Here is a 23,153-nt window from a genome sequence, read left to right on the forward strand (position 1 = left end):
CTTGATCATTCCAATGATCTGTTCGTCGCTAAATCTGCGTTTCATAGTCCATCCTTTGCTTGGACGGATTACTAACACCTCAATGGCCTGATTTCAGGGGGCTGGGTCAGTTCAAATCCTGCTCCCATAACCAACGACCTGCAACGTTGCCTTTTGATTTTGCGAAATAGATGGTGCCTCAAGAGGGACTCGAACCCCCGACCTTGTCCTTACGAAGGACCTGCTCTACCAGCTGAGCTATTGAGGCGGTTTTCAACGCCCGCTGCGGCGATGTGAGCGGTCGTTTAAACCGTCATCCGGGCCGATGCAAGCCTTACGCAGCAGCTGTGCCTATGCGCGTTTTTCGCTGATGGATGTGACACCTAGAACAGACAACACCTTGTCCTCAATCTGTCGGGCGTCCAGTCCTGCGACCTTGTACATGTCTGCCGGGCTGGACTGATCAATGAAGATGTCAGGCAAGACCATCGAGCGATATTTCAGCCCGTGGTCAAACACGCCTTCATCCGCCAACAACTGTGCGACATGGCTGCCAAACCCGCCAACGGCGCCTTCTTCGATGGTGATCAACGCCTCGTGGTTGGTGGCGAGATCCAAAATCAGCTCCCGGTCGAGCGGTTTGGCAAAACGGGCATCCGCGATCGTGGGCGTGATGCCTCGGGCTGAGAGAGATTCGGCCGCTTTCTGCACCTCAGCCAATCGCGTCCCGAAAGACAAAAGCGCGACGCGCGCGCCTTCTTGAATCATGCGGCCCTTGCCGATCTTAAGCACCTCACCCTGCTCTGGCAGGTCAACGCCCACCCCTTCGCCGCGTGGATAGCGGAACGCGATGGGGCCGTCGTTATGTGCGGCAGCGGTGGCTACCATATGCACCAGCTCAGCCTCATCTGCTGCGGCCATGACCACCATGCCGGGCAGGTTGGCCAGATAGGCGATGTCGAACGATCCGGCATGGGTTGCACCATCCGCGCCCACCAGGCCCGCGCGGTCAATGGCAAAGCGTACCGGCAGGCGTTGGATCGCTACATCATGGACGACCTGATCATAGCCGCGCTGCAAAAAGGTTGAATATATGGCGCAGAACGGTTTCATCCCTCCGGCGGCCAGAGCAGCGGAAAAGGTTACGCCGTGCTGTTCGGCAATTGCTACGTCAAAGCAGCGTGACGGATAGCGTTCGGCAAAAAGGCTGAGCCCCGTTCCATCCGGCATCGCGGCGGTCACCGCCACGATCTTGTCGTCACGCGCTGCCGCCTCGACCAATGTCTTTCCAAAGACCGAGGTATAAGAAGGCGCGTTCGAGGGCGCTTTTTTCTGTTCGCCGGTCACAACGTCGAACTTGGCCGTTGCATGGCCCTTGTCTCGGGCCTGTTCGGCGGGGGCATAGCCTTTGCCCTTTTTGGTCAGCACATGGATCAGGATCGGCCCGGTTGCCTTGGCTTTGACCATGCGCAGAACGGGCAGCAGTTGCTCCATATCGTGGCCATCGATCGGGCCTAGGTAGGAAAAGCCAAGCTCTTCGAACAAAGTGCCGCCGACCGCCATGCCTTTCAGCATTTCCTTGGCCCGTTTTGCGCCCTCGCGGAAAGGTTCCGGCAGAAGAGAGACTGCGCCCTTTGCCGCAGCTTTCAGATCGTGAAAGGGCTCTTCGGCGTAGATACGAGACAGGTAGTTTGAAAGCGCGCCGACAGGTGGCGCGATGCTCATCTCATTGTCGTTCAGGATGACGATCAGGCGTTTGTTCAGGTGGCCTGCATTGTTCATGGCTTCAAACGCCATGCCGGCGGACATCGAACCATCGCCGATCACCGCGATTGCATCGCCCAGACCTTCGGGGGTCACGCCCCCCAGATCGCGCGCCACGGCAAAACCAAGGGCGGCGCTGATCGACGTGCTGGAATGCGCGGCGCCGAACGGGTCATAGGGGCTCTCGCTGCGCTTGGTGAAGCCGCTGAGCCCGTCTTTCTGACGCAGTGTGCGGATACGATCGCGGCGCTCGGTCAGGATTTTGTGCGGATAACACTGGTGACCAACGTCCCAGACGATCTTGTCGCGCGGGGTGTCAAAGACCGCATGCAGCGCGGTCGTCAATTCGACAACACCCAGTCCGGCCCCCAGATGGCCGCCGGTCTCGGACACAGCCGAGATCGTCTCGGCCCGCAACTCCTGTGCTATCTGCTGTAACTGAGCGTCCGAAAATTGCTTGAGATCCGCAGGGCGGTTCACAAGATCCAACAAGGGCGTATTCGGGCGGTCAGACATATGGCGCGTTCCTGGCTTAGCTGTCCCGGGCAATAACGAACCGGGCAGCCTGCTTCAAGGTTTTCGCCTCAGATCCGTACCCATCCAACGCAGCACAGGCCTGATCGACCAGCGTTGCGGCGCGAGTTTTGGCGGCCTCCAGACCCAAAAGCGAGACAAAGGTTGCTTTGCCTGCCTCAGCGTCCTTCTGAAGCCGCTTACCGGCTTTTTCGGCGTCCCCTTCGACATCCAAGATGTCATCAGCAATTTGAAAAGCAAGACCAAGAGCTTGGGCATATTGGCGCAACGGGGATGGATCGGCTTTGGAAAGCCGTGCACCAGCGCAGGCAGACCACTCGATCAAGGCACCTGTTTTGCCCGCTTGCAGCCGCGTTATCTGGTCCAGCGTAAGCGGACTGTTCGCAGATTCGGCGGCGATATCCAGCGCCTGGCCCAGAACCATACCCTGCGCGCCGCTTGCCTTGGCCAATGTCAGAGCCAGATCGGCGCGGGTTTCCGCATCACCGGCCTCGGGCCGCGCGCACAGCTCAAAGGCCAGCGTCTGCAGCGCATCTCCGGCCAGAACTGCGGTGCCATCGTCCCATTTCACATGCACGGTCGGGCGTCCGCGCCGCAGATCGTCATCGTCCATACAAGGCAGGTCGTCATGAACCAATGAATAGGCATGCAATGCCTCAATCCCCGTCGCAGGCCAGATCGCACGGCCTGGGCCAACCCCATGCAATCGCGCGCTTTCCAGCACCAGAAAACCGCGCAGACGTTTGCCCCCTTTCGTGGCATACGCCATGGCTCGGGTCACATCGAGATCGTCCAGCGCCCCCAGAACCAGATCAAAATGGCCCTGAATCCGCGCCGCATCCTGCGCCAGTTGTTCGCGAAACATTTACTGACCTTCGACAGGCGTGGTCCCTGTTGGCTGCCCACCGGCATCCAGCGTGATGGCGGCCACTTTCTCTTCGGCGCGCTTCAGCTCATCCTCGCAGCGTTTCTTCAGGGCTGCGCCGCGCTCGTACAGTGCGATGGACTGATCCAGCGCCACATCGCCGCGTTCCAGCTGGCCGACCACGGCCTCAAGCTCTTTCATCGCCTGTTCAAACGTCATCTGCTCAACGGGAGTATCGGTCATCGTGCTGCTTTCATCAGTTCTTCCACATGGGCGCGGGTCGCCTCGGCCAGTGCGTTCAGATCATAACCGCCTTCCAGAGTCGAGACGATACGCCCATCGCACAGCTCGTGGGCGATCTTACACAATTCTGCGGTCACCCAGGCAAAATCCCCGGTGGACCAGTTCAGGTTGGCCAGCGGGTCATACTGATGCGCGTCGAACCCGGCCGAGATGATGATCAGTTCGGGACTGAAGGCGCGCAGGCGCGGGAATGCCTGCGTTTCATAGACGGCCCGCATCTCGGCCCCGCCGGAACCGGGAGGCAAAGGTATATTCAGGACGGTGTCATAGGTGCCGGTCTCATCCACGCGCCCCGATCCGGGCCATAACGGCATCTGTTGGCTGGTGATTACCAGCGCGCGCTGCTCATCCCACAGCAGATCCTGCGTGCCATTGCCGTGATGGACATCGAAATCAACCACCGCGACCCGGTTCAAACCATGGTGGTCCAGCGCATGTTTGGCGGCCAGCGCGGCGTTGCCAAACAGGCAAAACCCCATTGCGGTGTCTGTCTCGGCATGGTGCCCCGGCGGGCGAATGGCGCAAAAGGCATTTGGCGCCTCGCCGCCTAGCACCATGTCTACGGCGCGCACCACCGCCCCTGCCGCGCGGTAGGCCGCATCGACCGAGCCCGGCGACATAAACGTGTCGCCATCGATCTGCGCAAACCCTTCAGCCGGGCGCGTGCGACGGATGTCTCGAACATAGCTCTCGGGATGGACCCGCAACAGATCATCATCGGCTGCCAAAGGGGCCGTCACCCGGTTCAGCTCAAGCGCCTCAAGCGCATGCAGAATATGCTCCAGCCGGGCCACCCGTTCGGGATGACCCTCAGGCGTTACATGGCCCAGACAATCGGCATGGGTCAAAAGGGCGGTTGTCATCGGGGTCCCCTGTTCATCTGGCTGCAAACATCCTCGCCGAAGGCTAAGCCTCCGCGCAGAGGCTCATTCAATCCGGCGCTAGCATATATCCGGCGCCCCGAACTGTCTGCAAATAGCGCGGCTGTTTCGGGTCCTGCTCGATCTTGCGGCGCAGGCGGGTGATCTGAACATCTACGGCACGTTCCTGCGCCTGTCCTTTGTCACGGCCCAGATCCTCGACCAGTTTTGCCCGGCTTATGGGTTCGCCGGGCTGGCCCGAGAAGATCTTCATCAGCTGGCTTTCTGTGGCCGTCAGGCGGACCGGCTCTTCGCCCTGCCACATCTCGCCCCGCTCGATGTCATAGCGGATGGGCCCCAGATGCAGAATCTTTGATGCTGCGTCCTGGGCCGGCGTTTCCGGCATCCGGCGCAGAATGGCGTTGATGCGCAGCAACAGTTCCTTGGGTTCGAACGGTTTTGCCAGATAATCATCGGCCCCCGCCTCAAGTCCCGCAATCCGATGCTCGGTCTCGCCCCGCGCGGTCAGCAACAAAATGGGTGTCGTATGCGTTTCCCGCAGCGCCCGCGTCAGGCTGACACCATCTTCGCCCGGCATCATGACATCCAGCACCATCAGATCGAAATCCAGCCCCGACAGGACACGGCGCGCATGGGCCGCATCACGGGCGGCCGTCACCAGAAAGCCATTGCGCATCAAGAACTTCTTGAGCAGATCGCGAATGCGCTCATCATCGTCAACGATCAGCAGATGGGCATCCATATCGCTCATGAGGTTGTATCCCGCAGTTTGGTGTAAGCTCGGCGCATGTCGGCATCCATCATCGCCTCAAGGACTTTACGAAATCCTGCCACTGCCTCGGGGCCGGCATCCTTGTAAGCAGCACGCATGCGCGCCCGCTGTGCATCAGACAGTTTGGATTCCAATGACTTCCCCTTCTCTGTCAGAAACAAATGGCGTTCCCGTTTGTCTACCGTCCCGACGCGGCTTTCAACCAGCCCGTCCTCAATCAGTGTTCTCAGGACTCTATTTAGAGACTGTTTCGTGACGCCAAGGATCGCTAACAGGTTGTTTACCGTGGTGCCGGGCGCGCGATTGATGAAATGAACCGCCCGGTGATGGGCCCGCCCATAGGCCATCTGGGTCAGAATGCGATCCGGATCGGCGGTAAAGCCCCTGTAGGCAAAGAACATCGCTTCGATCCCCTGCCGTAGCTGCTCATCCGTTAGAAACAACAGGCTTTCGCCACCAAAGACCGGGGCGGGGCGGGTTTCAGACATATTATGCCTCATTCGTTACTCGGGCCAACTTTATGTCAGCGTTGTTGACATTCCAAGAGCGTGCAGGTATCGAATCGCAGTTTTTGCGCAAGATTATGTCCGTTTCGGACTTATTTAGCGCAACAATCGAAAATTCAACCCGGTTCAGGAGGTTTCGCATGGCGGGGTACGATGATCGTGATGGCACCATTTGGTTGGATGGCAAGCTGGTCCCATGGCGCGATGCCAATGTCCACATCCTGACACATGCGATGCACTATGCCTCGTCCGTGTTCGAGGGCGAACGTGCCTATAGCGGTAAGATCTTCAAAAGTCGCGAACATTCCGAACGCCTGATTGCTTCAGCCGAAGCGCTGGATATGCCGATGCCCTATTCGGTCGACGATATCGAAGCCGCAAAAGAAGAAGCGCTGGCCGCCAGCGGGCTCAAGGACGCCTATGTCCGCGCTCTGGTCTGGCGCGGTTCGGGCGATGACATGGGCGTCGCGTCGGCAAAAAACCCGGTTCGGATGGCGGTCGCCGTCTGGCCGTGGGGCGCATATTACGGCGACGCCAAGATGCAGGGTGCCAAGCTGGATATCGCTGAATGGAAACGTCCCAGCCCTGAAACCATTCCGGTTCACGCTAAGGCGGCGGGTCTCTACATGATCTGCACTATCTCGAAACATAAGGCCGAGGCCAAAGGATGCTCGGACGCGCTGTTCATGGATTGGCGCGGCTATGTGGCCGAGGCGACCGGCGCCAACGTGTTCTTCGTCAAAGACGGCGAGGTACACACCCCGTTGGCCGATTGCTTCCTGAACGGCATTACCCGCCAAACCGTCATCCAGATGCTGAAAGACAAAGGCGTCACCGTTCACGAACGCCGCATCAAGCCCGAGGAAATGGCGGATTTTGAGCAGTGTTGGCTGACCGGCACTGCCGCCGAGGTCACGCCGGTCGGCCAGATTGGCGACTATACGTTTGAGGTCGGTGATCTGACCCGCGAAATTGCCCAAGATTACGAGCAGTTGGTTCGCGCCTAAAACTCGGATCAAACCCGCATTAGCCCCCGCCACGGCGGGGGCTTTTTGTTGCCTGCCGTGCATTTCATGTTGCAGATCGTCCCGCTGGCTGGACGGTCATGCAAATCCGGATAGGTTTGAGGGATGTTAGATCTGCTCAGCGATATCCTCACCCGCCTCTCCCTGCGCGGTACTTTCTATTTCCGCACCTCGTTCACGCCCCCCTTTGGCATTCAGGTGCCCGGCTTTGAAAATGTGGCTCGGTTTCATTTTGTTCAGCGGGGTGAGCTGAACGTCTATGTCGCGACCACAGGCGAAACCATCCGGTTGCGGCAGGGGGATTTGATCCTGATCCCGCATGGAGCGGCCCATGCGTTGCTGTGCAACGAAGTGTCACCCGTGGATGCGCTGCCCTTGGAACAGGTTCTGGATGCGGCGGGGTATAAGGGGGACGGAGTGCTTGTTTATGGCGGTGGCCACGAAGATCGGGATACGCAGCTGATCTGTGGCCATTTCTCGTTCACCGGGCCGGCAGGGCGTCAGGGTACGGGGCATATGCTGATCGACCGGTTGCCCGCCCATATCCTGATCGAGAACTACGGCGAAGAAGCGGGGGCCTGGATTGAGGCCACATTGCGCATGATCGGCTCTGAGGTTGCCGGTGCGCGGATCGGCGGCGATCTGATCGCGCTGAAACTGTCCGAGGTGCTGTTTGCGCAGGCAATCCGGGCGTATCTTGAGCATCAAAGCACCAGCGACGCAGCCCTGGCCGGGTTTGCAGATCAACGCATCTCGCGCGCGTTGACGGCGTTCCATCAGGCACCTGCGCAAGAGTGGAGCGTTGCGACGCTGGCCAAAGAGGCAGGCATGTCGCGGACAGCCTTTGCCCAGCTTTTCGTGGAAAAGATGGGCACGACGCCCATGCAGTATCTCACGGATTGGCGCATGCAGATCGCCTGTCACGGGCTGACCGAAAGCCGTTGGAACGTTGCGGATGCGGCGGCCGAGGTGGGCTATGCCTCTGAGGCAGCGTTTTCGCGTGTCTTCAAAAAGCAGATCGGCCTGTCACCTGCCGCCTATCGGGCCATGCATTGATACACCGACGTTCTTGAACGATCAGCAATGTTTTGCAGACGATCTGGGCTGCACCGTCCGGCCTGCGCTTCTTATTCTTTAGTCATCTCATAGCAAAGAAAGGAAGCCTTATGTCTCTTCGTTTTGTTACCCGCGCTGTTCACGCCTATCTGGATTATCCCGTTGCAATTGCCCTTATGGTTCTGCCCTTTGTGTTGGGGCTGGGTCAGTCGAACCCATTTGCGCTTTGGCTGTCCGTTGCCACCGGGGCAGCCGCCTTTGTTCTGACAGTTCTGACGGACCACCATCTGGGGATTTGGCGGGTGCTGCCCTATAAGTTTCATCTGGCCGTTGATCTGCTGGTTGGCATTGTGTTTCTGTCAGCGCCCAGCCTGTGTGGGTTCTCGGGTCTGGATGCGATATTCTATTGGATGAACGGCGCTGCTGTGGTTGCGGTCATCTCGCTCAGCGCGCCGGAAGAGGACGTAACCGCGTGAACCGTTGATCCACGAACTGTCATGAGATCATCGTGATAGTTTCAAAAAACTGAGCCGCTTGTTTTACAAACAGGCGGCTCAGTTGCGCTCACCAATCGCGTGGCCCCTGGCGGCCACCAGACAGGAGAGCCCCAATGACCAAGATCCTACGTCCCAATCGTCGTGCCTTTCTTGCCGGCAGCACTGCATTTGCCGCGTCCTTGTCGATGCCCGCCATCAGTCGCGCGTCGTCACGCCCGGTGTTCACCCATGGTGTGCAATCCGGTGACGTTGACACCACCTCGGGCATGATCTGGACCCGAACTGACCGCCCATCGCGGGTGATGATGGAGGTTTCCACCACCGAAAGCTTCGCAGATACCCGCAGGTTGCCCCCGATGGATGCGATCCCGAACAGCGATTTTGCTGTGAAACGGCTGGTTGACGGACTGCCCTCGGATCAGGATATTTTCTACCGGTTTGTGGCCGCTGATCTGAGCGACATCAACGTCACGTCAGAGCCTATTGTTGGCCAATTCCGCACCGCGCCGACCTCGCGCCGCAATATCCGCTTTGCGTGGTCAGGCGATACCGCAGGTCAGGGCTGGGGCATCGATGACGATGGGATGCGCACCTATGCAACCATGGCGCAGCACAAGCCCGATTTCTTCATCCACTCGGGCGACACGATCTATGCGGATGGTCCGATGCAAGACGAGGTTGAGAAAGACGGTCAGGTGATTTGGAAGAATTCCACCTTGATCGATGAAAAGCGCAAGGTGGCCGAAACGCTGGACGAATTCCGCGCCCAATGGAAATACAACATGATGGACGATCATGTCCGCGCCATGAACGCCATCTGCCCGACTTTCTTCCAGTGGGACGATCACGAGGTGGTCAACAACTGGTCGGATGCCAAAGACCTGATCTCGGATGACCGGTATTCCGAGAAATCGGTGCATATTCTGCAATCCCGTGCGGGCCGCGCCTTTCATGAGATGACACCGCTGCGCATCACGCCGGCAGAGCCGGGCCGTGTCTATCGCAAGATTTCTTACGGGCCGATGCTGGACGTCTTCTTTTTGGACCTACGCAGCTATCGCGGCCCGAATGGTCCGGCGATGGAAGACCAGATCAGCGATCAGTCGCGCATTCTGGGCGCTGAGCAACTGAACTGGCTGAAACAGGAGCTGACCAGCTCGCAAGCAACCTGGAAGGTCATCGCGTCAGATATGCCGATCGGTCTGATCGTCTGGGACAACTGGAAAGAACAAGCCGGCGCTGAGGCGATCTCAAACGGCGACAGTGGTCCGGCCAAAGGGCGTGAGCTTGAGATCGCCGATCTGCTGCGCTTCATCAAAACAGCAGGGATCACCAACACGGTCTGGTTCACGGCAGATGTACACTACACTGCGGCGCATTATTATGACCCTAACAAAGCACAATTCCAGGATTTCGAACCTTTTTGGGAGTTCGTGTCAGGGCCGCTGCACGCCGGAACCTTTGGTCCGAATGCGCTGGACGGAACCTTTGGGCCTGAGGTGAAATTCGTCAAAGCCCCGACCGAAGGACAAGGCGTCAACCTGCCGCCCAGCGCGGGGCTGCAATTCTTTGGGCTGGTTGATATCGACGGCGCCACGCAGCAAATGACGGTACGCTTGATGGATCGGGCGGACACCGAGCTTTGGTCAGTTACACTGGATCCGCAAAGCCGCGCGATCTGAGGCACCAAGCATGCAGACAAGGCGCCCCGGATTGTTTTCGGGGTGCTTTTTTACTTGAATTATCTGACTAAAAAAGTCAGATAATAGCTAACGCCAGATGCGTCGACATCAAGCCATCAGTTTCGAGGCGGCTTTGCGCGCATAGCAAACACAATGTGAGTGCGCGCCGCCGTCTCGGAAACGAACCGCAAGGATAGGTGATATGCGCGATTCGATAGATCGGTTGGCTTCTTTGCAGAGTACATCTGCCATGGGTGAATCCACCCTGGACACAGATATTGCGGCCTATCTTGACCAGAAGTGCTGCGACAATCCCGGAAACCGCTGCGATGAGAAACAGCAGGCGCAGCCGACGATCAGAAATCCACGCCGCGCTGGGCTTTGATACCGGCCTGAAATGGGTGCTTCTCTTCGGTCATCTCGGTGACCAGATCGGCATAGTCCCGCAATGCCTGGGGCGCGTCACGCCCGGTGAGGAAAACGCTGGTGCGATCCGACCGCGCCTTTAGCCCCTCGATCACCGTTTCGGGCGACAGGTATTCGTAGCGCAGCGCGATGTTGATTTCGTCCAGAACAACCAGATCATATTCTCCGTTGGCCATCAGTTCGCAGGCTTTGCCAAAGGCCGCCGTCGCTGCGGCAATGTCGCGCTCGCGATCCTGCGTGTCCCAGGTGAATCCCTCGCCCATCGTGTGCCATGTCACCAGATCACGCTCTTCGAAAAATCGCCGCTCGCCGGTCTTCCACTTGCCCTTGATGAACTGGACCACGGCCACTTTCTGGCCCCAGCCAAGCGCCCGTATCACAACGCCGAACGCCGCCGAAGACTTGCCCTTGCCCTTACCGGTGTTGATCAAAACCAGCCCGCGTTCCGGATCGACCGCTTCGGACACTTTTTTGCGGTGCTTGGCCTGCACCTGCTGCATCTTTTCCTTGTGATCCTGCGCGTCGCTCATGGGGCATCCTCTTTGATTGCTTGGGCCAACCTAGGGGAAGTTCGCAAAAGGTAAAGTCACGGTTTGTGATCGCTCAGCGACCGGGCCTTGCCGCGCTCCAGCCCAAGCTGATGTTCACGCCAGATCACAACCACATTGCCGGCAATGACCAGCGCAGCGCCCATCAGAATGGCACCTGTTGGCAGCTCATCAAACCAGACATATCCGATTACAATGGCAAACAGCATCGTTGCATAGTCATAAGGCGCCAGCATCGAGGCCTGTCCAAAACGATAAGATGAGGTCACCAAAATCTGAGCGACACCGCCGATCAGGCCTATTGTGACCATAATCAGAGCCTGATTCAGTGTGGGCATGGTCCATCCCCAGAACGCCGTCAATGCTGAGAGCAACGTGGCCGTCATCGAGAAATAGAACACAATCGCCGCCGGATGATCCACCTTCACCAGTTGCCGGATGTGGATCTGAACAAAGGCGCGGGCGATAGTCGCCCCCAATACGCAGAGCGCACCATTGGTCGCGGCGATCTCCATCTCAGTGCTGCCAAGCCGTGGCCAGATCATGATGAGGACACCCAGCAGGCCCAGCGCGACCGCGCCGATCCGGATCATGCGGATGCGTTCCCCCAGCATCACCGCTGCAAGAATCAGCGTAAAAATCGGCGTGGCATACCCGATGGCGGTGACTTCGGGCAGGGGAAGCAGGCTGAGTCCGGTAAAGGTCAACCCCATCGCAGAGGTGCCCAACACGCCGCGCCAGAAATGACCCATTGGTTTTTTGACCACAAAGCCCTGCCGCAACTCGCCGCGCGCGATCAGCCAAACGATGATGACCGGAATGGCAAAGAGCGAGCGGAAAAAAACCAGCTCACCAGGAGGAAACACCTCGGACAGCGCCTTGACCAAGGCGGACATAGCCGTGAACAGAAACAGGGCGCTGAGTTTCAGTATCACAGCCAACAAAGGTCGATGCGATGTTAAGGATTTTGCCATCGGCGCGACCTTGCGCCTTTGGCGCGCAAAGATCAACGGCCTCAGTCGAAATGGAGCGGTGGCGGGCGTATCGCACGCGCTCAGGCTTCCCAACTGGGCCCTTGCCGCGTGTGCGCGATGTTGTTGTAAGCTTACCAATCCCCCGGCATCGTGTCTGCGACACCGGGAAGGGCAAAGACACGATCTTTCCAGGCCTCAAGATGATCCAGTTTGCTGGCCGGGCCCTCAAAACCCAGTTCCGCCAGCAGGTCTGGTTAGGTTTCTGCCGCCCGCTGTACCAATCTGATCTCAGGCCAGGACACGGCGTCCGCGGCAGAGGGGGTGTTCCCGGCCAAAAAGGTGCGCCCGGCCGAAAGCCTGGTGTCAAGAAACCGCATTTCGCTTTGCACTCGTACGGCTGCCTTTTGCAACATGTCCCATTTGGGCGTGCCGCGATCGGCAAGCGAGGCGCCCTGAAAGAACACCGGCGTGAGAAAATCCGTCGCAGCCTGACGCAGGTATTGACGCGATTCCATGGTGGCCTGCCATATGCACGCCGCGTGTTGTTCGGTGCTTCCAAACAGAGGGCGCTTGGGGAATTTGCGATCCAGCCAGGCCAGAATGGCCATGGAGTCGCGCAGCACAAGCCCGTCGCTTTGCATCACGGGGACCGTGCCACGGGGATTGAGCAACAGGAAAGGTTCAGATTTGTGCTCGTTCCGGGACAGTTTGAGTTCGTGGATTTGTGCCTTTTGTCCCTTGAAGGCCAGCCCCAGCAGCACGCGCCAGCTGCGCGGTGAGCCGCTGATTGTTATCAGGTGCAGTGTCATGATGCTCTCCCTGTTTTCCAGAGAGTTAATGGTCAGACTCTCCGGCGCAAGAAGGCAGAAAAACCGCATTCAGTTTGACAAAAATGACTTAGTTTCAAGGCCCTGACTCGGTACACCTGTCCGTACTATCCATGGAAATTCTGCCTTCTTGCCGGGGAATGCGGGCGGTCTTATTTCGGTTTCGGCTCCGAAAGCCAGAGGTCGATTGAGAGAGACTAAAGCGATGAAAAAGGAGAGCTACGAACGCACCATTCACGTGACGGCCACGCCGCAACAGGCGCTTGCGGCGCTCATCACCGGCATGAGCCAGCGGTGGACCAGCGACGCCGGCACCTTTGAAAAGGCGGGTGATGTCGCCAAAATCGGGTTTAGCGGGCGCAAAGGCTATTGGACTTTTAAGGCGCGCACCGTCGAGCGGACCGCATGGAATTGGAATGTACCGAGGCGCTGCACATTCACGAGGGCATGCCCAAAGAGATCGAGCAGGAGTGGTTGGGCACGCGCGCCATCTGGACGATCCGGCCCAGAGACGGCGGTACGGACATTCATTTCCTACATGAGGGTCTGACCCCCGATTTGCACTGTTTCGATATCTGCGAGGCGGGGTGGGACATGTTCTTTGTGGACAGTCTGCAGGCTTATCTAGACACCGGCACGGGCAAACCGCATGTGTCGGGGCGGGGCCCATTGATCCCGCCCGCGGAATTTTGCAGAGATGGACCCGAGCCACAGCCCCAGCAGAGTTGTGCGCAGAAAAATGAACCCGCCGGTCAGCAGGAACCACAGGGTTAGATCATCAATCCGGACCTTTGCCGCGATGCCGAACAAGGTCAAAGCAGCCGCGAACACACCCAGCAACCACGCGACCTTCAGCGCGTCCAGCCCCCAGGCGAGTAGGCCAAAGTGATACAGAGGCGCATCCATGCGGGTGAAGACGTCGAGGTTCAGAAAGTGCTGCTCGAACAAAACGGCATGCCACAGGACTGCAAAACAGGCGGTGATCAGGAATGCGCCGACAAAGGCCAGCATCTGCGGTTTGGTCCATTTTTGCAGGAAGGCAGAATTTTTGGGTATAGTGCGAAAAAACATACTATTGGGATACGACTCCATGGACGGCGTAGCAAAAACAGAGAAACCGGGGCAGCTTGCCGAAGGGGAAGAGCTGTGTCCGATGCCTGATATTGCCAAGCTGATCGGGGGTAAGTGGAAGCTCATCATCCTGCAAATCCTGATCTTTAAGGGCACCAAACGGTTCAATGAGTTACGGCGGATGATCCCGGGCGTGACGCAAACGATGCTGACCAATCAGTTGCGCGCACTGGAAGGCGACGGCCTTGTGTCGCGCAAGGTCTATGCCGAGGTGCCGCCAAAGGTGGAATACACGGCCACGCATCGGGCGCTCGATCTGGAAGAGATGTTTCACGCGATGCACAAATTGGTGGCTTCGGGCAGACGCATAGGCGCCCACCCTAAACGGTTAGTCCACGATGTGACCGGCCGAATTGTTCAGCATGGTGCCCGCCATGAACGCCGACAGATCGGATGCAGCAAAGGCATAGACCGCTGCCGTGTCTTTGGCTTGTGGTAGCTCTTTCAGGGCGGTTTTGTTTTGCTCGATGAAATCTTTCATCTCGTCAAAGCCGATGCCCATGTTGGCCCCTATGGTTTGGAACGTATAGGCGATGGTTGGCGACTCCGGCATCGCCTCAGAGCGCACGCCAGCCGGGCCATATTCGTGGGCCAGCGACCGCATAAGCCCTTTGGTCGCCGCATGCGAGGCAGACAGAGCCGGGCACCAGGGCGCGCCGACTTTAGCCAGGGTAGATTTGTTCATGATGATGACGCCGCTGCCTTGCTTTGACATCTGCCGATACGCGGCTTTTGCGGTGACAAACTGGGATGCGGTATCCACGGCCATGGGCCTCAGAAACTGCGCGACTGAGACGGTATCGGCAGGTTTCCCATGATTATAGGTTGCCAGATCGATGCCAACCATGTTGACCACAACATCAATTGACTCGGCCTCTGCTGCCACCTGATCGATATATGCGTTGACCGCATCTTCGTCGGACGCATCAACAACGGCCAGATCGCTGATCTGCGGGATAGCACTATGGGACGATTTGAAAACGGTCGCGCCTTTCTGTTCAAACCGTGCAGAAATGATGCGACCCAAATGGCCGCCCGCGCCAAATACCAATGCGTTTTTACCTTCGAGCAAGATTGAGATCTCTCTTTCGTTTGAAGTTCAAGAACGCGTTGCCAGGGGGGCTGATCGCCATGACGTTTGGGCTCTGGGGCAAGGTAAGATGGCGGTATGAAGCCGCAAGAAGGTAGAATTTCCATGTATAGGCCTAAAAATGATACTGTACGTTCAGGCGGAGCGATCTGACCAATCCGATTGGCATGGCCTTTGTGGACAGGATCGACAAATAGTTGTACTATACAACTATGCATCAGGCACTGACCACCAACCGTATCGACAAAATGCGTTCCAGCGCGCGCCGCATCGTGCGTGCGCTTGGTTTCATGCAAAAAGGGTTGGCTGGAACGGATTTGTCGCCCTCAGCCGTTCATACGATCATCGAACTGGGCTATGGCACAGTTGCGACCGCAAGCGATCTGGCCGCCTTGCTGCATCTGGAGAAATCGTCGGTCAGCCGCCTTGTGCAAAAGCTGAAGACCGAAGGTCTGATCCGGGCCGTGCCCGACCCTGCGGATAAGCGGTCGCGCCAACTGGCACTGACCGGCAAGGGGCTGCAGCTTCTCAGCGACGTCGATGATTTCGGACGGCAGCAGCTGACATCGGCATTTGATCAGGTAACGCAGGAAGACCTCGACCAAATCGAAGCCGGTCTTTCGCTGTTTGATCAGGCTCTGTGCGCAGAAAACCCACGCATGTCGCTCGGGACCAGCGATGTCGAGCTGTGGGAAGGGTACAGGCCGGGTGTCATTGCATCGGTCGCAGGTCTGCACGCTGCCTACTACTCTGCCAATTATGGGTTCGGTGCCGTCTTCGAAAGAAAGGTTGCGACAGAAATGTCGGATTTCATGGGCCGGATAGACCGCCCGCCGAACACCACCTTTTCCGCGTATCGTGGGGACACATTGCTGGGGTCAGTGTCGCTGGACGGTGAAGACTTGGAAGAAGGCGTCAGCCATCTCAGGTGGTTCATCGTCAGCCAGGAAGCCCAGGGCATGGGGATTGGCAGCCTGCTTCTGGAAAAGGCCACGTCATTTGCGGATGCTGTACACGCGGACCTGACCCAGCTCTGGACGTTCAAAGGGCTGGATGCGGCGCGTCACCTCTATGAAAAACACGGCTTTGCGCTTGTCCGAGAAACCCCGGGCAAGCAGTGGGGAACGGAGGTCATCGAGCAACAGTTCGAGCGCAAGCGGGCCGAGCCCGCCTAGCCTGAGACACCCAGCACGCTTTCGGCGGCTTTTCGTTCAATGGCGGTCAGAGCTGCCTACTCGGGCAGGATCATGCCTGGCAGCGAGTTGACCGTCATTGTGTCATCTGGCCGGAAATGGATTACGGAGCGGATCGACTCGCCGGCTTTCAGCAGATCGAAGGCCGTGTTGATCTGGTTATGGTTCATGTGATGCGTGATATAGGGATCGACGCTGAATTCGCCCCGCATCCATTCATCGACCATCCCCGGCAGCTCGCTGCGCCCTTTCACGCCGCCAAAGGCGGTTCCGCGCCAGACCCGCCCCGTGACCAATTGGAAGGGGCGGGTAGCAATTTCCTGACCAGCGCCGGCGACACCGATCACCGTGCATTCACCCCAGCCTTTGTGGCAAGACTCGAGGGCGGCACGCATCAGGTCTACGTTGCCGACTGCCTCGAACGTGTAGTCGAGCCCGCCACCGGTTATCTCGACCAGGACATCCTGGATCGGCGCGTCGTAGTCTTTGGGGTTGACGCATTCGGTCGCGCCCAGAGATTTTGCCAGAAGGAATTTGGCTGGGTTGACGTCGATGCCGATGATCCGCGACGCCCCGCTCATCACGGCGCCCTGAATCACCGCCATGCCCACAGCGCCGAGCCCGAACACCGCGACCGTTGCGCCCGCTTCGACATTGGCCGTATTACGCACGGCACCCATGCCGGTGGGAACCGCGCAGCCCATGACCGATGTCTTTGACAGGGGCGCGTCTTTCGAGATCTTGGCTACCGAAATCTCGGGCAACACAGTATATTCGCTGAAGGTGCTTGTGCCCATATAGTGCAGAATCTGCTTGCCCTTATAGGAAAAGCGCGACGTCCCGTCGGGCATCAGCCCTGCACCCTGGGTTTCGCGGATCGTCTGACACAGATTGGTTTTGCCAGATTTGATATAGGGGCAGTTCGGATCTTCGGGGATGTAAAGCGGGATCACGTGATCGCCGGGTTTGACCGAGGTGACACCTTTCCCGACCTCTTCGACCACGCCGCAGCCCTCGTGCCCGAGAATACAGGGAAACAGGCCTTCGGGGTCCTCACCAGAGAGCGTGAACACATCCGTGTGGCACAGGCTGGTTGTCACGATCCGGACAAGGACCTCGCCGTCTTTCGGGCCTTCCAGATCGATCTCTTCGATCTCCAGCGGCTGGTTTGGAGCCCAGGCAATGGCGGCGCGAGTCTTCATGGCAACATCCTCATCTTTCAGTGCAGGCGGGTGTGGGCGTAGTCAGCTTCGTCATGCGGCTCAGAGACCGGGTCCAACACCAGAACCAGACGGGTCTCTCCGCTGCCCTCGATCGGCGGGGAGCGGTGCAGCAATCCTGAGGACGGGGTTTCAGGCCAAAGCGTTCCGCGCAGCAGGATCGGCGCGCCGGTCTGGACGGTGAAGACCCGCTTTGGGTCGCTTCGGTCCGGGGACAGACCGTATTGGGTTCCGGTGCCGCGATAGGTGCAGACCAGTCGCGCGTTCACGGCATCAACGTGGAATTTGCGACAGGCATTGGTGGTTACAACATCCAGCCGCAGGCGCAGGAACGGCGCTGACATCAAGTCCGAGAAAGCATCCGCCAATGCTGCGACATCGGCCACCAGCCAGTTGCGTTCTGGGCCCACTGGCATCTCTGCCATGCCGCAGAGATGGCGGACGGTATCCGTCACCGCGTTGGGTCGAAGGATGACACGTCCGCGCGGCAGTGCGTCGGGCTCAAGAGTGTCCAGCCAGTTCTGAACGTCGGGCGGTGTCTGGCGCCTCCAGATCGCAGCGGCACATTCAGGCCGCAAGAAGGCGGCCAGCGCCGTTGGGTCCTCCACAAAGCTGATGCCCGGAGCGGTGCCCTGGACCGTCTTTCGGACGAAATTCATGCCGCATCCTCCACACGACGCCAGAGCGGGAACGGATCGGGATAATCCGGCAGATCATTGGGGCCGGTGGCGGCCAAAGCGGGGACAAGGCAACGATCCAGGCGATCTTTCAGCCGGGGCCAGTCGATGCCGGCACCGATAAACACGATTTCCTGACGACGATCACCCCAGGGCTCTTGCCAATGGGCCTGCATATAGGTGCGGGCGTTTTCATGGGTGGGGCGACGCTCTTCCGGAACGCTTGCCCACCAGGTGCCCAGCGGCTTGACGCTGGATAAGGCCCCGGCCAGCGAGAATTCGGCAACCCAATCGGGGCGCGTCGAAATCCAGAAATGGCCCTTGGCCCGGATCACGCCCGGCAAGTCGCCGTTCAGAAGATCCAGAATGCGTTCGGGGACAAAAGGCAAGCGGGCGCGATAGACGTAAGAGGCGACCCCGTATTCTTCGGTCTCGGGGACATGATCGGCAAAGCCATATAGCTCTTTCGCCCACATCGGATGCTCATGCGCCTTTTCAAAGTCAAACATCCCGGTGTCCAGAATTGAGTCGGCCTGCACGTCGGAATGATCTGCTTCGATGATCTTTGCATCCGCATTCAGGCTGCGGATGATTTTGCGGGCGGCATCCACCTTTTCGGGCCCGGCATCGCTGACCTTGTTCAGGATCACCACATCTGCGAACTCGATCTGGTCGGTCAGCAGATGGACCAGCGTGCGCTCATCCTCTTCGCCCATGGTTTCGCCGCGATCCCGCAGAAAATCATGAGACGAGAAATCGTTGAGCAGGTTCACCGCATCAACAACCGTTACCATCGTATCCAGCCGCGCCACATCGGACAGGCTGTCACCATATTCATCCCGAAAATCAAAGGTGGCAGCGACCGGAAGCGGTTCGGAAATGCCGGTGGATTCGATCAGCAGGTAGTCGAAACGACCTTCTGCGGCGAGGCGGCGCACCTCATCCAGCAGGTCATCGCGCAGGGTGCAGCAAATACAGCCATTCGACATCTCGACCAGCGTTTCGTCAGTCCGGCTCAGCTCGGTATCCGCGCGGACAAGATCTGCATCAATGTTCACCTCGGACATGTCATTGACGATGACCGCAACCCGACGTCCCTCGCGGTTGTTGAGAACACGATTGAGCAACGTGGTCTTCCCCGCTCCGAGAAAACCGGAAAGAACCGTGACGGGTAGACGAGTCTCTGGCATAGAATGCCTCCATAACCTGCTTTGCAAGTCTTGTAACTTACGCAGTTACTAGATGAATGCAACAAATAAAGTTACATAAAGCCCCGTCTTGGAGAAACCCCGCATATGAAGCGAAACAGCCGCCTGTCTCTTGCCCTGCACACCCTGAGCCATATGGCAGGAGAGCCGGAGCGGACGCGCACGTCTGCCGATATCGCAGATCATGCCGGAACCAATGCTGTCGTGGTGCGCCGAGTTCTTGGCCGGCTGCGAGAGGCCGGGCTTCTGACGTCAGAAAAGGGTCACGCTGGTGGCTGGCGACTGGCGCGGCCGCCCGAAGACATCACGCTCGCCGATGTTTACCTCGCGCTGGATGAGAGCCTGGTGGCCACCGAAGACCCAGTGCAGGTTTCAGAATGTTCACTGGAACATGCGCTGCACAAACAGGTTTCCAGTGTTCTGAAAGACATCGAACAAAGCCTGATACAAAAGCTGGGCGAAACCTCAATTTCCGAGGTGCGTGGCGATTGATGGGTCTGTGAAAACCTCTGGCTGCCGAGGCTAGCTCAGGTAGACTCCGGCCCGTTCGAGATGCTTTGCCATTGCCAGCGTGTATTTTGACAGCGGACGGCGCTGGTCGACGACAATCCCGCATGTGTTGCGCGCGATGGTTTCTTTGACTTTGATTTCACACAGACCCTGCGCCATCGCGTTATCAAGCAACTCATGCGGCATGATGCCGATGAGGTTCAGGGCCTTGACCAACGTGATCGAGGACAGAATGGAATAGCTATCGATGATAAAGCGGGGCGATGTCAGCCCCGCAGCTTCGAAGGTCTTCTTGATGAGCGAGCTGGCGACACTGTTGCCGTCCACTTGCGCCAGTCGGCCTCCATCAGGTCTGTCAGGCTTGTCGCGTGTTTCAGCGGGTGATCCTGATTGGTCACCACGACAAGGGGAAAGTCCATAATCGGGGTTTGCATGAACGCCGCAGTGTTCAGCGAGGGCACAACCGGACCGACCGCAAGGTCGGCTGTTCCGTCACTCAATTGATCGCCTGCGCGGGGGAACACACTTTCGCGCACATTCACGATGACGTCCGGAAATTCCTTGCGAAACCCTTTCAGTGCCTTTGCAGCAGGCTGATCGATGGCGCGGGCGAAATGGCAAGGTTGATCTTGCGATCAAACCTTTCCTGCATGTCAGAGATATTCTGTTCCGCCTTTCGCAGTTCGGCAGAAATGACCCGAGCGTGTTCCAGCAGGGTTTTGCCGAACTCTGTCGGGACGACCCCTGATCGGTCGCGGACAAGCAGGGGGGTCCACAATGGTTTTCAAGCACGCGGAGCGATTTGGACAAAGCTGGCTGCGAGACCCCAAGATGCGCCGCCGCGGCATTGATGCTGCTCAGCTCTGCAATCGCGATAAAGCCTTTGAGTTTCTTGATATCCAATCGATTGCCCCCGTCAGCATAACCATTGGTTATAATTTCGGCGCCTAAACGACATAGCCCCGTGCAAATTGGTGTCTAGCATAGAAAGAAAACGGAGCCACAACAGGGATAAGCATAATGCGCAGAAAAGACCTGATACCACTCGCGGTACTGAGACGAACCTGGTGATGAATGTCTTCGTGCCTCAGCAGCAGTTCTTGTATTCCGAGCTGATCGAATAGAGCGAGGACGGCGCCGAAGTGACTGATGGCCGCGTGTCGATCACCGTTCCCGCAGGCGCCTCGCGCCGCCAAATCAGCAATATGGCGCGGTCACGTCCGGCGTTGCTGACATTGCCGTAACTGCCAATACTTTCATCCAGCGCAAAGAGCCTTTGATCGCTATGTCGATGCTTCCCTGGCTCATTAACAGCACAGAAGACGCTTCAGTTGCCTTGTGGGACGCCTATGAAACCGATCTTGCCGACAAGGGCCTCTATGACGATGCCGAGCTGCTCTCGCTTTTTCATTTCGCCGGAGGGCAGGCCTATACGCTTGATGAAACGCCCATCAATTCAGTTGCCGATCTGAGAGATCGTCAGATGTGGGCGCTGCTGGGCTCGGCGGCCAAAATTCTGTTCGAAGAGCGGATCAGCCCCGTGACAACACCCGCAGTTCAGATCAGCGAGTCGGTCCCGAGCGGGGTGGTTGACGGCATCTTTGGCCTGTCCATGGAAAGCGTGCGCGACTTTCGGATTGGAACCTATGTGAAATCCGCAACCGAATTCTCGACCTGGGTGTCCTCGATCAGTTTCTCGCTGCCATTGCCGGGCTTACTGCCTATGACGTGGTCTTGCGCAACCTGTTCAATCGGCCTGTACTTGGGGGTCAACGAACTGAACCAAGCGATGCTCGCCATTCTGCTGGGATTTGGGTTCATTATCTGCGTCCACCAGCGCGGCCATATCCGAGTTACGCTGTTTGAAAATCTTCTGGTGCGGGTTTTGGGCGACCGGGTCTATCGCGCCTGAATTCTGATCGGGAACTTGTGGCCACCTGTATTCTGGCGGCGTTGATCTGGCGCCATGCCGTGCATCTGCTGGACAATTATGAGTACACTGCTGTGCCGGACTTTTCCATTGGCGCGATTTTTTGTCGCCTTGGCCGCCTTGTTGAACAGCGCCGCTGTTCTGTTGTGCCTCGAGCTGCCCCGATTTTGGCGTGAGGGTGTGTGATGCTGCTCTCTCTCTTAGGTATATTGGCCCTGCTGTTACTGGCCTTTTCCGGCGTGCCGATGGTCATCTATTGCATTTTTGTGCGTCAGGACATCGGCAAGATGCTCATCGCCGGTGTGATGCCCGGGCTTTTGATGATGAGCCTTTTCATGCTGTCGATCGTTTTCTGGGTGCGGCTGCGACCCGCGCATGGCGGCAAGATCAACTTCATGTCCCTGCTGGAACGCTTTGCTGCCATGGAGTGGACCTGGGCCTTCCTGCTTTTGTTCGCGGTGGTCTTAGGCGGCATCTACTTCGGCATTCTGACCCCGACCGAGGCGGCTAGCGTCGGCGCCATAGGTGCGTTCCTTTTTGCGATTTCGCGGCGCGCCGGTCTTTGCGAAATTCGTCAACTTGGCAGGGCTGCCCCTGCAACTGTTTGCCTTTATCGAGGCACAGGACGTGAGTACGCTGACGGTTATCGCCTTCATCGCCGTGGTGTGCGTGTTGATGGGCATGGTGTTTGACCCGATTTCGATCCTGGTGCTTGTGGTGCCGGTGTTCCTGCCCATTCTCGAGACCCGCGATGCGGATCTGATTTGGTTTGGCATCCCGATGATCATTCTGATCGAACTGGGTCTGATCACGCCGCCAGTTGGCATCAACGTCTTCACCGTCAATGCCGCCGCCCCGAGCTTGAAACCGACCGGCTTTGCGAGGCCGCGCGGGCAGCGAACATCGATGTGGTGATCGGGGTTGTCGAACGCGAACCCAAGACCGATGGCTCGGTCTATTGCACGATCCTGATGATTTCCAACGAGGGTGAAATCCTCGGGCCGCAGCTTCCACTTGGGCACCGGGGCCTCTTTGCGCTCGGCTGGCACATGCTGGTTTTCGCTCAGCATTTCCATTTCAGGGATGTACCGCCCGCAATTCAGATAGACGTGGTCCGTTTTCACCTCGATCAGCCGTTTGGCACCGGGGAAACTGCTCATCTCAGGATGGTCGTCAAACAAAGTGGTTTTGCCATTGATCCGCACCCGCAGATAGCGCGCAGAGGTTTCGGCATCGAATTTGATGAACAGCCGTCCCACGTTTGGATTCTGCTGGATGTTGCCTAGAGATTTGTACATCCGGTTGCCGTCGTAATCCGGCAAAAGCAGCGTGTCGGGACCGTGATCCGTACGAACCCGTTGGGGCCACCCTTGAACGAGCAATCGGTATCGTTGCCGGATGACGTTGCCAGAAAGAAGAAGCTGCAGTCTTCGATAAAGGCGCGATACTCATCGGTGATCGTGGTGCTGCCAATCTTGTCGCATATTGCATCCGCAACTTTGCGACCGCCATAGCGGTCCTGCAGCGCGCGGCTGCCGGTGTCATACATAGTCAT

27 protein-coding genes, 1 tRNA gene and 2 pseudogenes are annotated in these 23,153 nt (G+C 58.1%); 11 read left to right on the forward strand and 19 right to left on the reverse strand.

The genetic code is table 11. From position 1 onward, the window contains the following. Positions 1-171: 171 nt before the first annotated feature. The 7 genes from ACR0I7_RS17330 to ACR0I7_RS17360 all read right to left on the reverse strand — a co-directional run bounded on the left by ACR0I7_RS17330 (position 172) and on the right by ACR0I7_RS17360 (position 5,586). Positions 172-247 (reverse strand) — tRNA-Thr (locus tag ACR0I7_RS17330). Positions 248-330: 83 nt separating this feature from the next. Further along, positions 331-2,259: a 1-deoxy-D-xylulose-5-phosphate synthase gene (gene dxs / locus ACR0I7_RS17335; protein WP_480513245.1), complete on the reverse strand. Its 1,929-nt coding sequence runs from the start codon at positions 2,257-2,259 to the stop codon at positions 331-333. Positions 2,260-2,275: 16 nt separating this feature from the next. Next, positions 2,276-3,142 (reverse strand): polyprenyl synthetase family protein, encoded by an 867-nt coding sequence (locus ACR0I7_RS17340; RefSeq protein ID WP_480513247.1) that lies wholly within the window; start codon positions 3,140-3,142, stop codon positions 2,276-2,278. After that, positions 3,143-3,385, reverse strand: coding sequence for an exodeoxyribonuclease VII small subunit (locus ACR0I7_RS17345; protein ID WP_170613140.1), 243 nt, complete (start codon positions 3,383-3,385; stop codon positions 3,143-3,145). Further along, the gene (locus ACR0I7_RS17350; protein WP_480513250.1) at positions 3,382-4,308 is read right to left on the reverse strand and encodes a histone deacetylase family protein; all 927 of its coding nucleotides are present in this window, start codon (positions 4,306-4,308) and stop codon (positions 3,382-3,384) included. Before ACR0I7_RS17350 ends, ACR0I7_RS17345 begins: the two co-directional genes overlap by 4 nt. A gap of 67 nt (positions 4,309-4,375) precedes the next feature. Continuing rightward, the gene (locus ACR0I7_RS17355; protein ID WP_480513251.1) at positions 4,376-5,077 is read right to left on the reverse strand and encodes a response regulator; all 702 of its coding nucleotides are present in this window, start codon (positions 5,075-5,077) and stop codon (positions 4,376-4,378) included. After that, positions 5,074-5,586, reverse strand: coding sequence for a MarR family winged helix-turn-helix transcriptional regulator (locus ACR0I7_RS17360; RefSeq protein ID WP_480513253.1), 513 nt, complete (start codon positions 5,584-5,586; stop codon positions 5,074-5,076). Before ACR0I7_RS17360 ends, ACR0I7_RS17355 begins: the two co-directional genes overlap by 4 nt. Before the next feature lie 158 nt (positions 5,587-5,744). On the opposite strand from ACR0I7_RS17360, the gene ACR0I7_RS17365 reads away from it, so the two are divergent. From ACR0I7_RS17365 to ACR0I7_RS17380, 4 genes are all read left to right on the forward strand, one after another. Continuing rightward, positions 5,745-6,611, forward strand: coding sequence for a branched-chain amino acid aminotransferase (locus ACR0I7_RS17365; RefSeq protein WP_480513254.1), 867 nt, complete (start codon positions 5,745-5,747; stop codon positions 6,609-6,611). Between the two features lie 123 nt (positions 6,612-6,734). Next, complete coding sequence (locus ACR0I7_RS17370) at positions 6,735-7,685, forward strand: AraC family transcriptional regulator (protein WP_480513257.1); 951 nt, start codon at positions 6,735-6,737, stop codon at positions 7,683-7,685. Between the two features lie 110 nt (positions 7,686-7,795). Then, positions 7,796-8,161, forward strand: coding sequence for a hypothetical protein (locus tag ACR0I7_RS17375; protein ID WP_480513259.1), 366 nt, complete (start codon positions 7,796-7,798; stop codon positions 8,159-8,161). Positions 8,162-8,295: 134 nt separating this feature from the next. After that, positions 8,296-9,864: an alkaline phosphatase D family protein gene (locus ACR0I7_RS17380; protein ID WP_480513261.1), complete on the forward strand. Its 1,569-nt coding sequence runs from the start codon at positions 8,296-8,298 to the stop codon at positions 9,862-9,864. A gap of 356 nt (positions 9,865-10,220) precedes the next feature. Here ACR0I7_RS17380 and cobO read toward each other — a convergent pair whose 3' ends face one another. The 4 genes from cobO to ACR0I7_RS17400 form a co-directional block, all read right to left on the reverse strand. Further along, positions 10,221-10,820 (reverse strand): cob(I)yrinic acid a,c-diamide adenosyltransferase, encoded by a 600-nt coding sequence (gene cobO, locus ACR0I7_RS17385; RefSeq protein ID WP_480513263.1) that lies wholly within the window; start codon positions 10,818-10,820, stop codon positions 10,221-10,223. 56 nt (positions 10,821-10,876) lie between these two features. Then, the gene (locus ACR0I7_RS17390; RefSeq protein ID WP_480513265.1) at positions 10,877-11,812 is read right to left on the reverse strand and encodes a DMT family transporter; all 936 of its coding nucleotides are present in this window, start codon (positions 11,810-11,812) and stop codon (positions 10,877-10,879) included. A 254-nt stretch (positions 11,813-12,066) separates the two neighbouring features. Then, positions 12,067-12,621, reverse strand: coding sequence for a glutathione S-transferase family protein (locus ACR0I7_RS17395; RefSeq protein ID WP_480513267.1), 555 nt, complete (start codon positions 12,619-12,621; stop codon positions 12,067-12,069). A gap of 642 nt (positions 12,622-13,263) precedes the next feature. After that, positions 13,264-13,710 carry a hypothetical protein gene (locus ACR0I7_RS17400; RefSeq protein WP_480513269.1) on the reverse strand — a complete coding sequence of 149 codons (447 nt, stop codon included), beginning with the start codon at positions 13,708-13,710 and terminating at the stop codon, positions 13,264-13,266. 19 nt (positions 13,711-13,729) lie between these two features. On the opposite strand from ACR0I7_RS17400, the gene ACR0I7_RS17405 reads away from it, so the two are divergent. Next, complete coding sequence (locus ACR0I7_RS17405; protein ID WP_480513271.1) at positions 13,730-14,209, forward strand: winged helix-turn-helix transcriptional regulator; 480 nt, start codon at positions 13,730-13,732, stop codon at positions 14,207-14,209. Here ACR0I7_RS17405 and ACR0I7_RS17410 read toward each other — a convergent pair. Further along, positions 14,099-14,842, reverse strand: a complete 744-nt coding sequence (locus ACR0I7_RS17410) for an SDR family NAD(P)-dependent oxidoreductase (RefSeq protein WP_480513273.1) — start codon at positions 14,840-14,842, stop codon at positions 14,099-14,101. The genes ACR0I7_RS17405 and ACR0I7_RS17410 overlap by 111 nt on opposite strands. 230 nt (positions 14,843-15,072) lie before the next feature. Between ACR0I7_RS17410 and ACR0I7_RS17415 the strand changes: the two genes are divergently transcribed. Next, complete coding sequence (locus ACR0I7_RS17415) at positions 15,073-16,035, forward strand: helix-turn-helix domain-containing GNAT family N-acetyltransferase (protein WP_480513275.1); 963 nt, start codon at positions 15,073-15,075, stop codon at positions 16,033-16,035. A 56-nt stretch (positions 16,036-16,091) separates the two neighbouring features. Here ACR0I7_RS17415 and ACR0I7_RS17420 read toward each other — a convergent pair whose 3' ends face one another. Genes ACR0I7_RS17420 through ACR0I7_RS17430 form a run of 3 tightly spaced genes read right to left on the reverse strand, consistent with a single transcriptional unit; the run spans position 16,092 to position 19,140 of the window. Further along, a complete protein-coding gene (locus ACR0I7_RS17420) occupies positions 16,092-17,255 on the reverse strand; it encodes an S-(hydroxymethyl)glutathione dehydrogenase/class III alcohol dehydrogenase (protein WP_480513277.1) in 1,164 nt (387 codons plus the stop codon). 17 nt (positions 17,256-17,272) lie between these two features. Beyond that, positions 17,273-17,932: a DUF1826 domain-containing protein gene (locus ACR0I7_RS17425; RefSeq protein ID WP_480513279.1), complete on the reverse strand. Its 660-nt coding sequence runs from the start codon at positions 17,930-17,932 to the stop codon at positions 17,273-17,275. After that, on the reverse strand, positions 17,929-19,140 hold the full coding sequence (locus ACR0I7_RS17430) for a GTP-binding protein (RefSeq protein WP_480513280.1): 1,212 nt from the start codon (positions 19,138-19,140) through the stop codon (positions 17,929-17,931). The genes ACR0I7_RS17425 and ACR0I7_RS17430 overlap by 4 nt, the downstream gene beginning before the upstream one ends. Positions 19,141-19,245: 105 nt before the next feature. On the opposite strand from ACR0I7_RS17430, the gene ACR0I7_RS17435 reads away from it, so the two are divergent. After that, entirely contained in the window at positions 19,246-19,650 is a 405-nt protein-coding gene (locus ACR0I7_RS17435) for an RrF2 family transcriptional regulator (protein WP_480513282.1), read from the forward strand. A 30-nt stretch (positions 19,651-19,680) separates the two neighbouring features. Here ACR0I7_RS17435 and ACR0I7_RS17440 read toward each other — a convergent pair whose 3' ends face one another. The 3 genes from ACR0I7_RS17440 to ACR0I7_RS17450 are packed head-to-tail and all read right to left on the reverse strand — an operon-like array spanning position 19,681 to position 20,529. Continuing rightward, the gene (locus ACR0I7_RS17440; protein ID WP_480513284.1) at positions 19,681-19,995 is read right to left on the reverse strand and encodes a type 2 periplasmic-binding domain-containing protein; all 315 of its coding nucleotides are present in this window, start codon (positions 19,993-19,995) and stop codon (positions 19,681-19,683) included. Continuing rightward, positions 19,935-20,210, reverse strand: coding sequence for a hypothetical protein (locus ACR0I7_RS17445; RefSeq protein ID WP_480513285.1), 276 nt, complete (start codon positions 20,208-20,210; stop codon positions 19,935-19,937). The genes ACR0I7_RS17440 and ACR0I7_RS17445 overlap by 61 nt, the downstream gene beginning before the upstream one ends. Then, positions 20,161-20,529 carry a helix-turn-helix domain-containing protein gene (locus tag ACR0I7_RS17450; protein ID WP_480513381.1) on the reverse strand — a complete coding sequence of 123 codons (369 nt, stop codon included), beginning with the start codon at positions 20,527-20,529 and terminating at the stop codon, positions 20,161-20,163. Before ACR0I7_RS17450 ends, ACR0I7_RS17445 begins: the two co-directional genes overlap by 50 nt. Between ACR0I7_RS17450 and ACR0I7_RS17455 the strand changes: the two genes are divergently transcribed. From ACR0I7_RS17455 to ACR0I7_RS17470, 4 genes and pseudogenes are all read left to right on the forward strand, one after another. Beyond that, positions 20,446-20,619 (forward strand): hypothetical protein, encoded by a 174-nt coding sequence (locus ACR0I7_RS17455; RefSeq protein WP_480513383.1) that lies wholly within the window; start codon positions 20,446-20,448, stop codon positions 20,617-20,619. The two genes, ACR0I7_RS17450 and ACR0I7_RS17455, sit on opposite strands and share 84 nt — an antisense overlap. A gap of 244 nt (positions 20,620-20,863) precedes the next feature. Continuing rightward, positions 20,864-21,580, forward strand: a pseudogene (locus ACR0I7_RS17460) (type 2 periplasmic-binding domain-containing protein); the annotation flags it as partial. A gap of 305 nt (positions 21,581-21,885) precedes the next feature. Further along, positions 21,886-22,513 (forward strand): annotated as a pseudogene (locus ACR0I7_RS17465) (TRAP transporter large permease subunit). After that, a complete protein-coding gene (locus ACR0I7_RS17470; RefSeq protein WP_480513287.1) occupies positions 22,510-22,884 on the forward strand; it encodes a hypothetical protein in 375 nt (124 codons plus the stop codon). The pseudogene ACR0I7_RS17465 and the gene ACR0I7_RS17470 overlap by 4 nt, the downstream one beginning before the upstream one ends. On the opposite strand, the gene ACR0I7_RS17475 is transcribed toward ACR0I7_RS17470, so the two are convergent. Continuing rightward, on the reverse strand, positions 22,881-23,153 hold the full coding sequence (locus tag ACR0I7_RS17475; protein WP_480513289.1) for a hypothetical protein: 273 nt from the start codon (positions 23,151-23,153) through the stop codon (positions 22,881-22,883). The two genes, ACR0I7_RS17470 and ACR0I7_RS17475, sit on opposite strands and share 4 nt — an antisense overlap.

The sequence above is a fragment of the Ruegeria sp. AM1 genome, from assembly GCF_056540745.1.

What these genes read in the sequence shown, in the direction of transcription:
- ACR0I7_RS17375 (WP_480513259.1), top strand. Translation starts at nt 7,796, where the DNA reads ATGTCTCTTCGTTTTGTTACCCGCGCTGTTCACGCCTATCTGGATTAT.
- dxs (WP_480513245.1), bottom strand. Translation starts at nt 2,259, where the DNA reads ATGTCTGACCGCCCGAATACGCCCTTGTTGGATCTTGTGAACCGCCCT.
- ACR0I7_RS17380 (WP_480513261.1), top strand. Translation starts at nt 8,296, where the DNA reads ATGACCAAGATCCTACGTCCCAATCGTCGTGCCTTTCTTGCCGGCAGC.
- cobO (WP_480513263.1), bottom strand. Translation starts at nt 10,820, where the DNA reads ATGAGCGACGCGCAGGATCACAAGGAAAAGATGCAGCAGGTGCAGGCC.
- ACR0I7_RS17400 (WP_480513269.1), bottom strand. Translation starts at nt 13,710, where the DNA reads ATGTTTTTTCGCACTATACCCAAAAATTCTGCCTTCCTGCAAAAATGG.
- ACR0I7_RS17370 (WP_480513257.1), top strand. Translation starts at nt 6,735, where the DNA reads ATGTTAGATCTGCTCAGCGATATCCTCACCCGCCTCTCCCTGCGCGGT.
- ACR0I7_RS17405 (WP_480513271.1), top strand. Translation starts at nt 13,730, where the DNA reads ATGGACGGCGTAGCAAAAACAGAGAAACCGGGGCAGCTTGCCGAAGGG.
- ACR0I7_RS17345 (WP_170613140.1), bottom strand. Translation starts at nt 3,385, where the DNA reads ATGACCGATACTCCCGTTGAGCAGATGACGTTTGAACAGGCGATGAAA.
- ACR0I7_RS17420 (WP_480513277.1), bottom strand. Translation starts at nt 17,255, where the DNA reads ATGAAGACTCGCGCCGCCATTGCCTGGGCTCCAAACCAGCCGCTGGAG.
- ACR0I7_RS17340 (WP_480513247.1), bottom strand. Translation starts at nt 3,142, where the DNA reads ATGTTTCGCGAACAACTGGCGCAGGATGCGGCGCGGATTCAGGGCCAT.
- ACR0I7_RS17350 (WP_480513250.1), bottom strand. Translation starts at nt 4,308, where the DNA reads ATGACAACCGCCCTTTTGACCCATGCCGATTGTCTGGGCCATGTAACG.
- ACR0I7_RS17365 (WP_480513254.1), top strand. Translation starts at nt 5,745, where the DNA reads ATGGCGGGGTACGATGATCGTGATGGCACCATTTGGTTGGATGGCAAG.
- ACR0I7_RS17395 (WP_480513267.1), bottom strand. Translation starts at nt 12,621, where the DNA reads ATGACACTGCACCTGATAACAATCAGCGGCTCACCGCGCAGCTGGCGC.
- ACR0I7_RS17475 (WP_480513289.1), bottom strand. Translation starts at nt 23,153, where the DNA reads ATGACTATGTATGACACCGGCAGCCGCGCGCTGCAGGACCGCTATGGC.
- ACR0I7_RS17455 (WP_480513383.1), top strand. Translation starts at nt 20,446, where the DNA reads ATGGTTTTCAAGCACGCGGAGCGATTTGGACAAAGCTGGCTGCGAGAC.
- ACR0I7_RS17415 (WP_480513275.1), top strand. Translation starts at nt 15,073, where the DNA reads ATGCATCAGGCACTGACCACCAACCGTATCGACAAAATGCGTTCCAGC.
- ACR0I7_RS17355 (WP_480513251.1), bottom strand. Translation starts at nt 5,077, where the DNA reads ATGAGCGATATGGATGCCCATCTGCTGATCGTTGACGATGATGAGCGC.
- ACR0I7_RS17360 (WP_480513253.1), bottom strand. Translation starts at nt 5,586, where the DNA reads ATGTCTGAAACCCGCCCCGCCCCGGTCTTTGGTGGCGAAAGCCTGTTG.
- ACR0I7_RS17430 (WP_480513280.1), bottom strand. Translation starts at nt 19,140, where the DNA reads ATGCCAGAGACTCGTCTACCCGTCACGGTTCTTTCCGGTTTTCTCGGA.
- ACR0I7_RS17435 (WP_480513282.1), top strand. Translation starts at nt 19,246, where the DNA reads ATGAAGCGAAACAGCCGCCTGTCTCTTGCCCTGCACACCCTGAGCCAT.
- ACR0I7_RS17390 (WP_480513265.1), bottom strand. Translation starts at nt 11,812, where the DNA reads ATGGCAAAATCCTTAACATCGCATCGACCTTTGTTGGCTGTGATACTG.
- ACR0I7_RS17425 (WP_480513279.1), bottom strand. Translation starts at nt 17,932, where the DNA reads ATGAATTTCGTCCGAAAGACGGTCCAGGGCACCGCTCCGGGCATCAGC.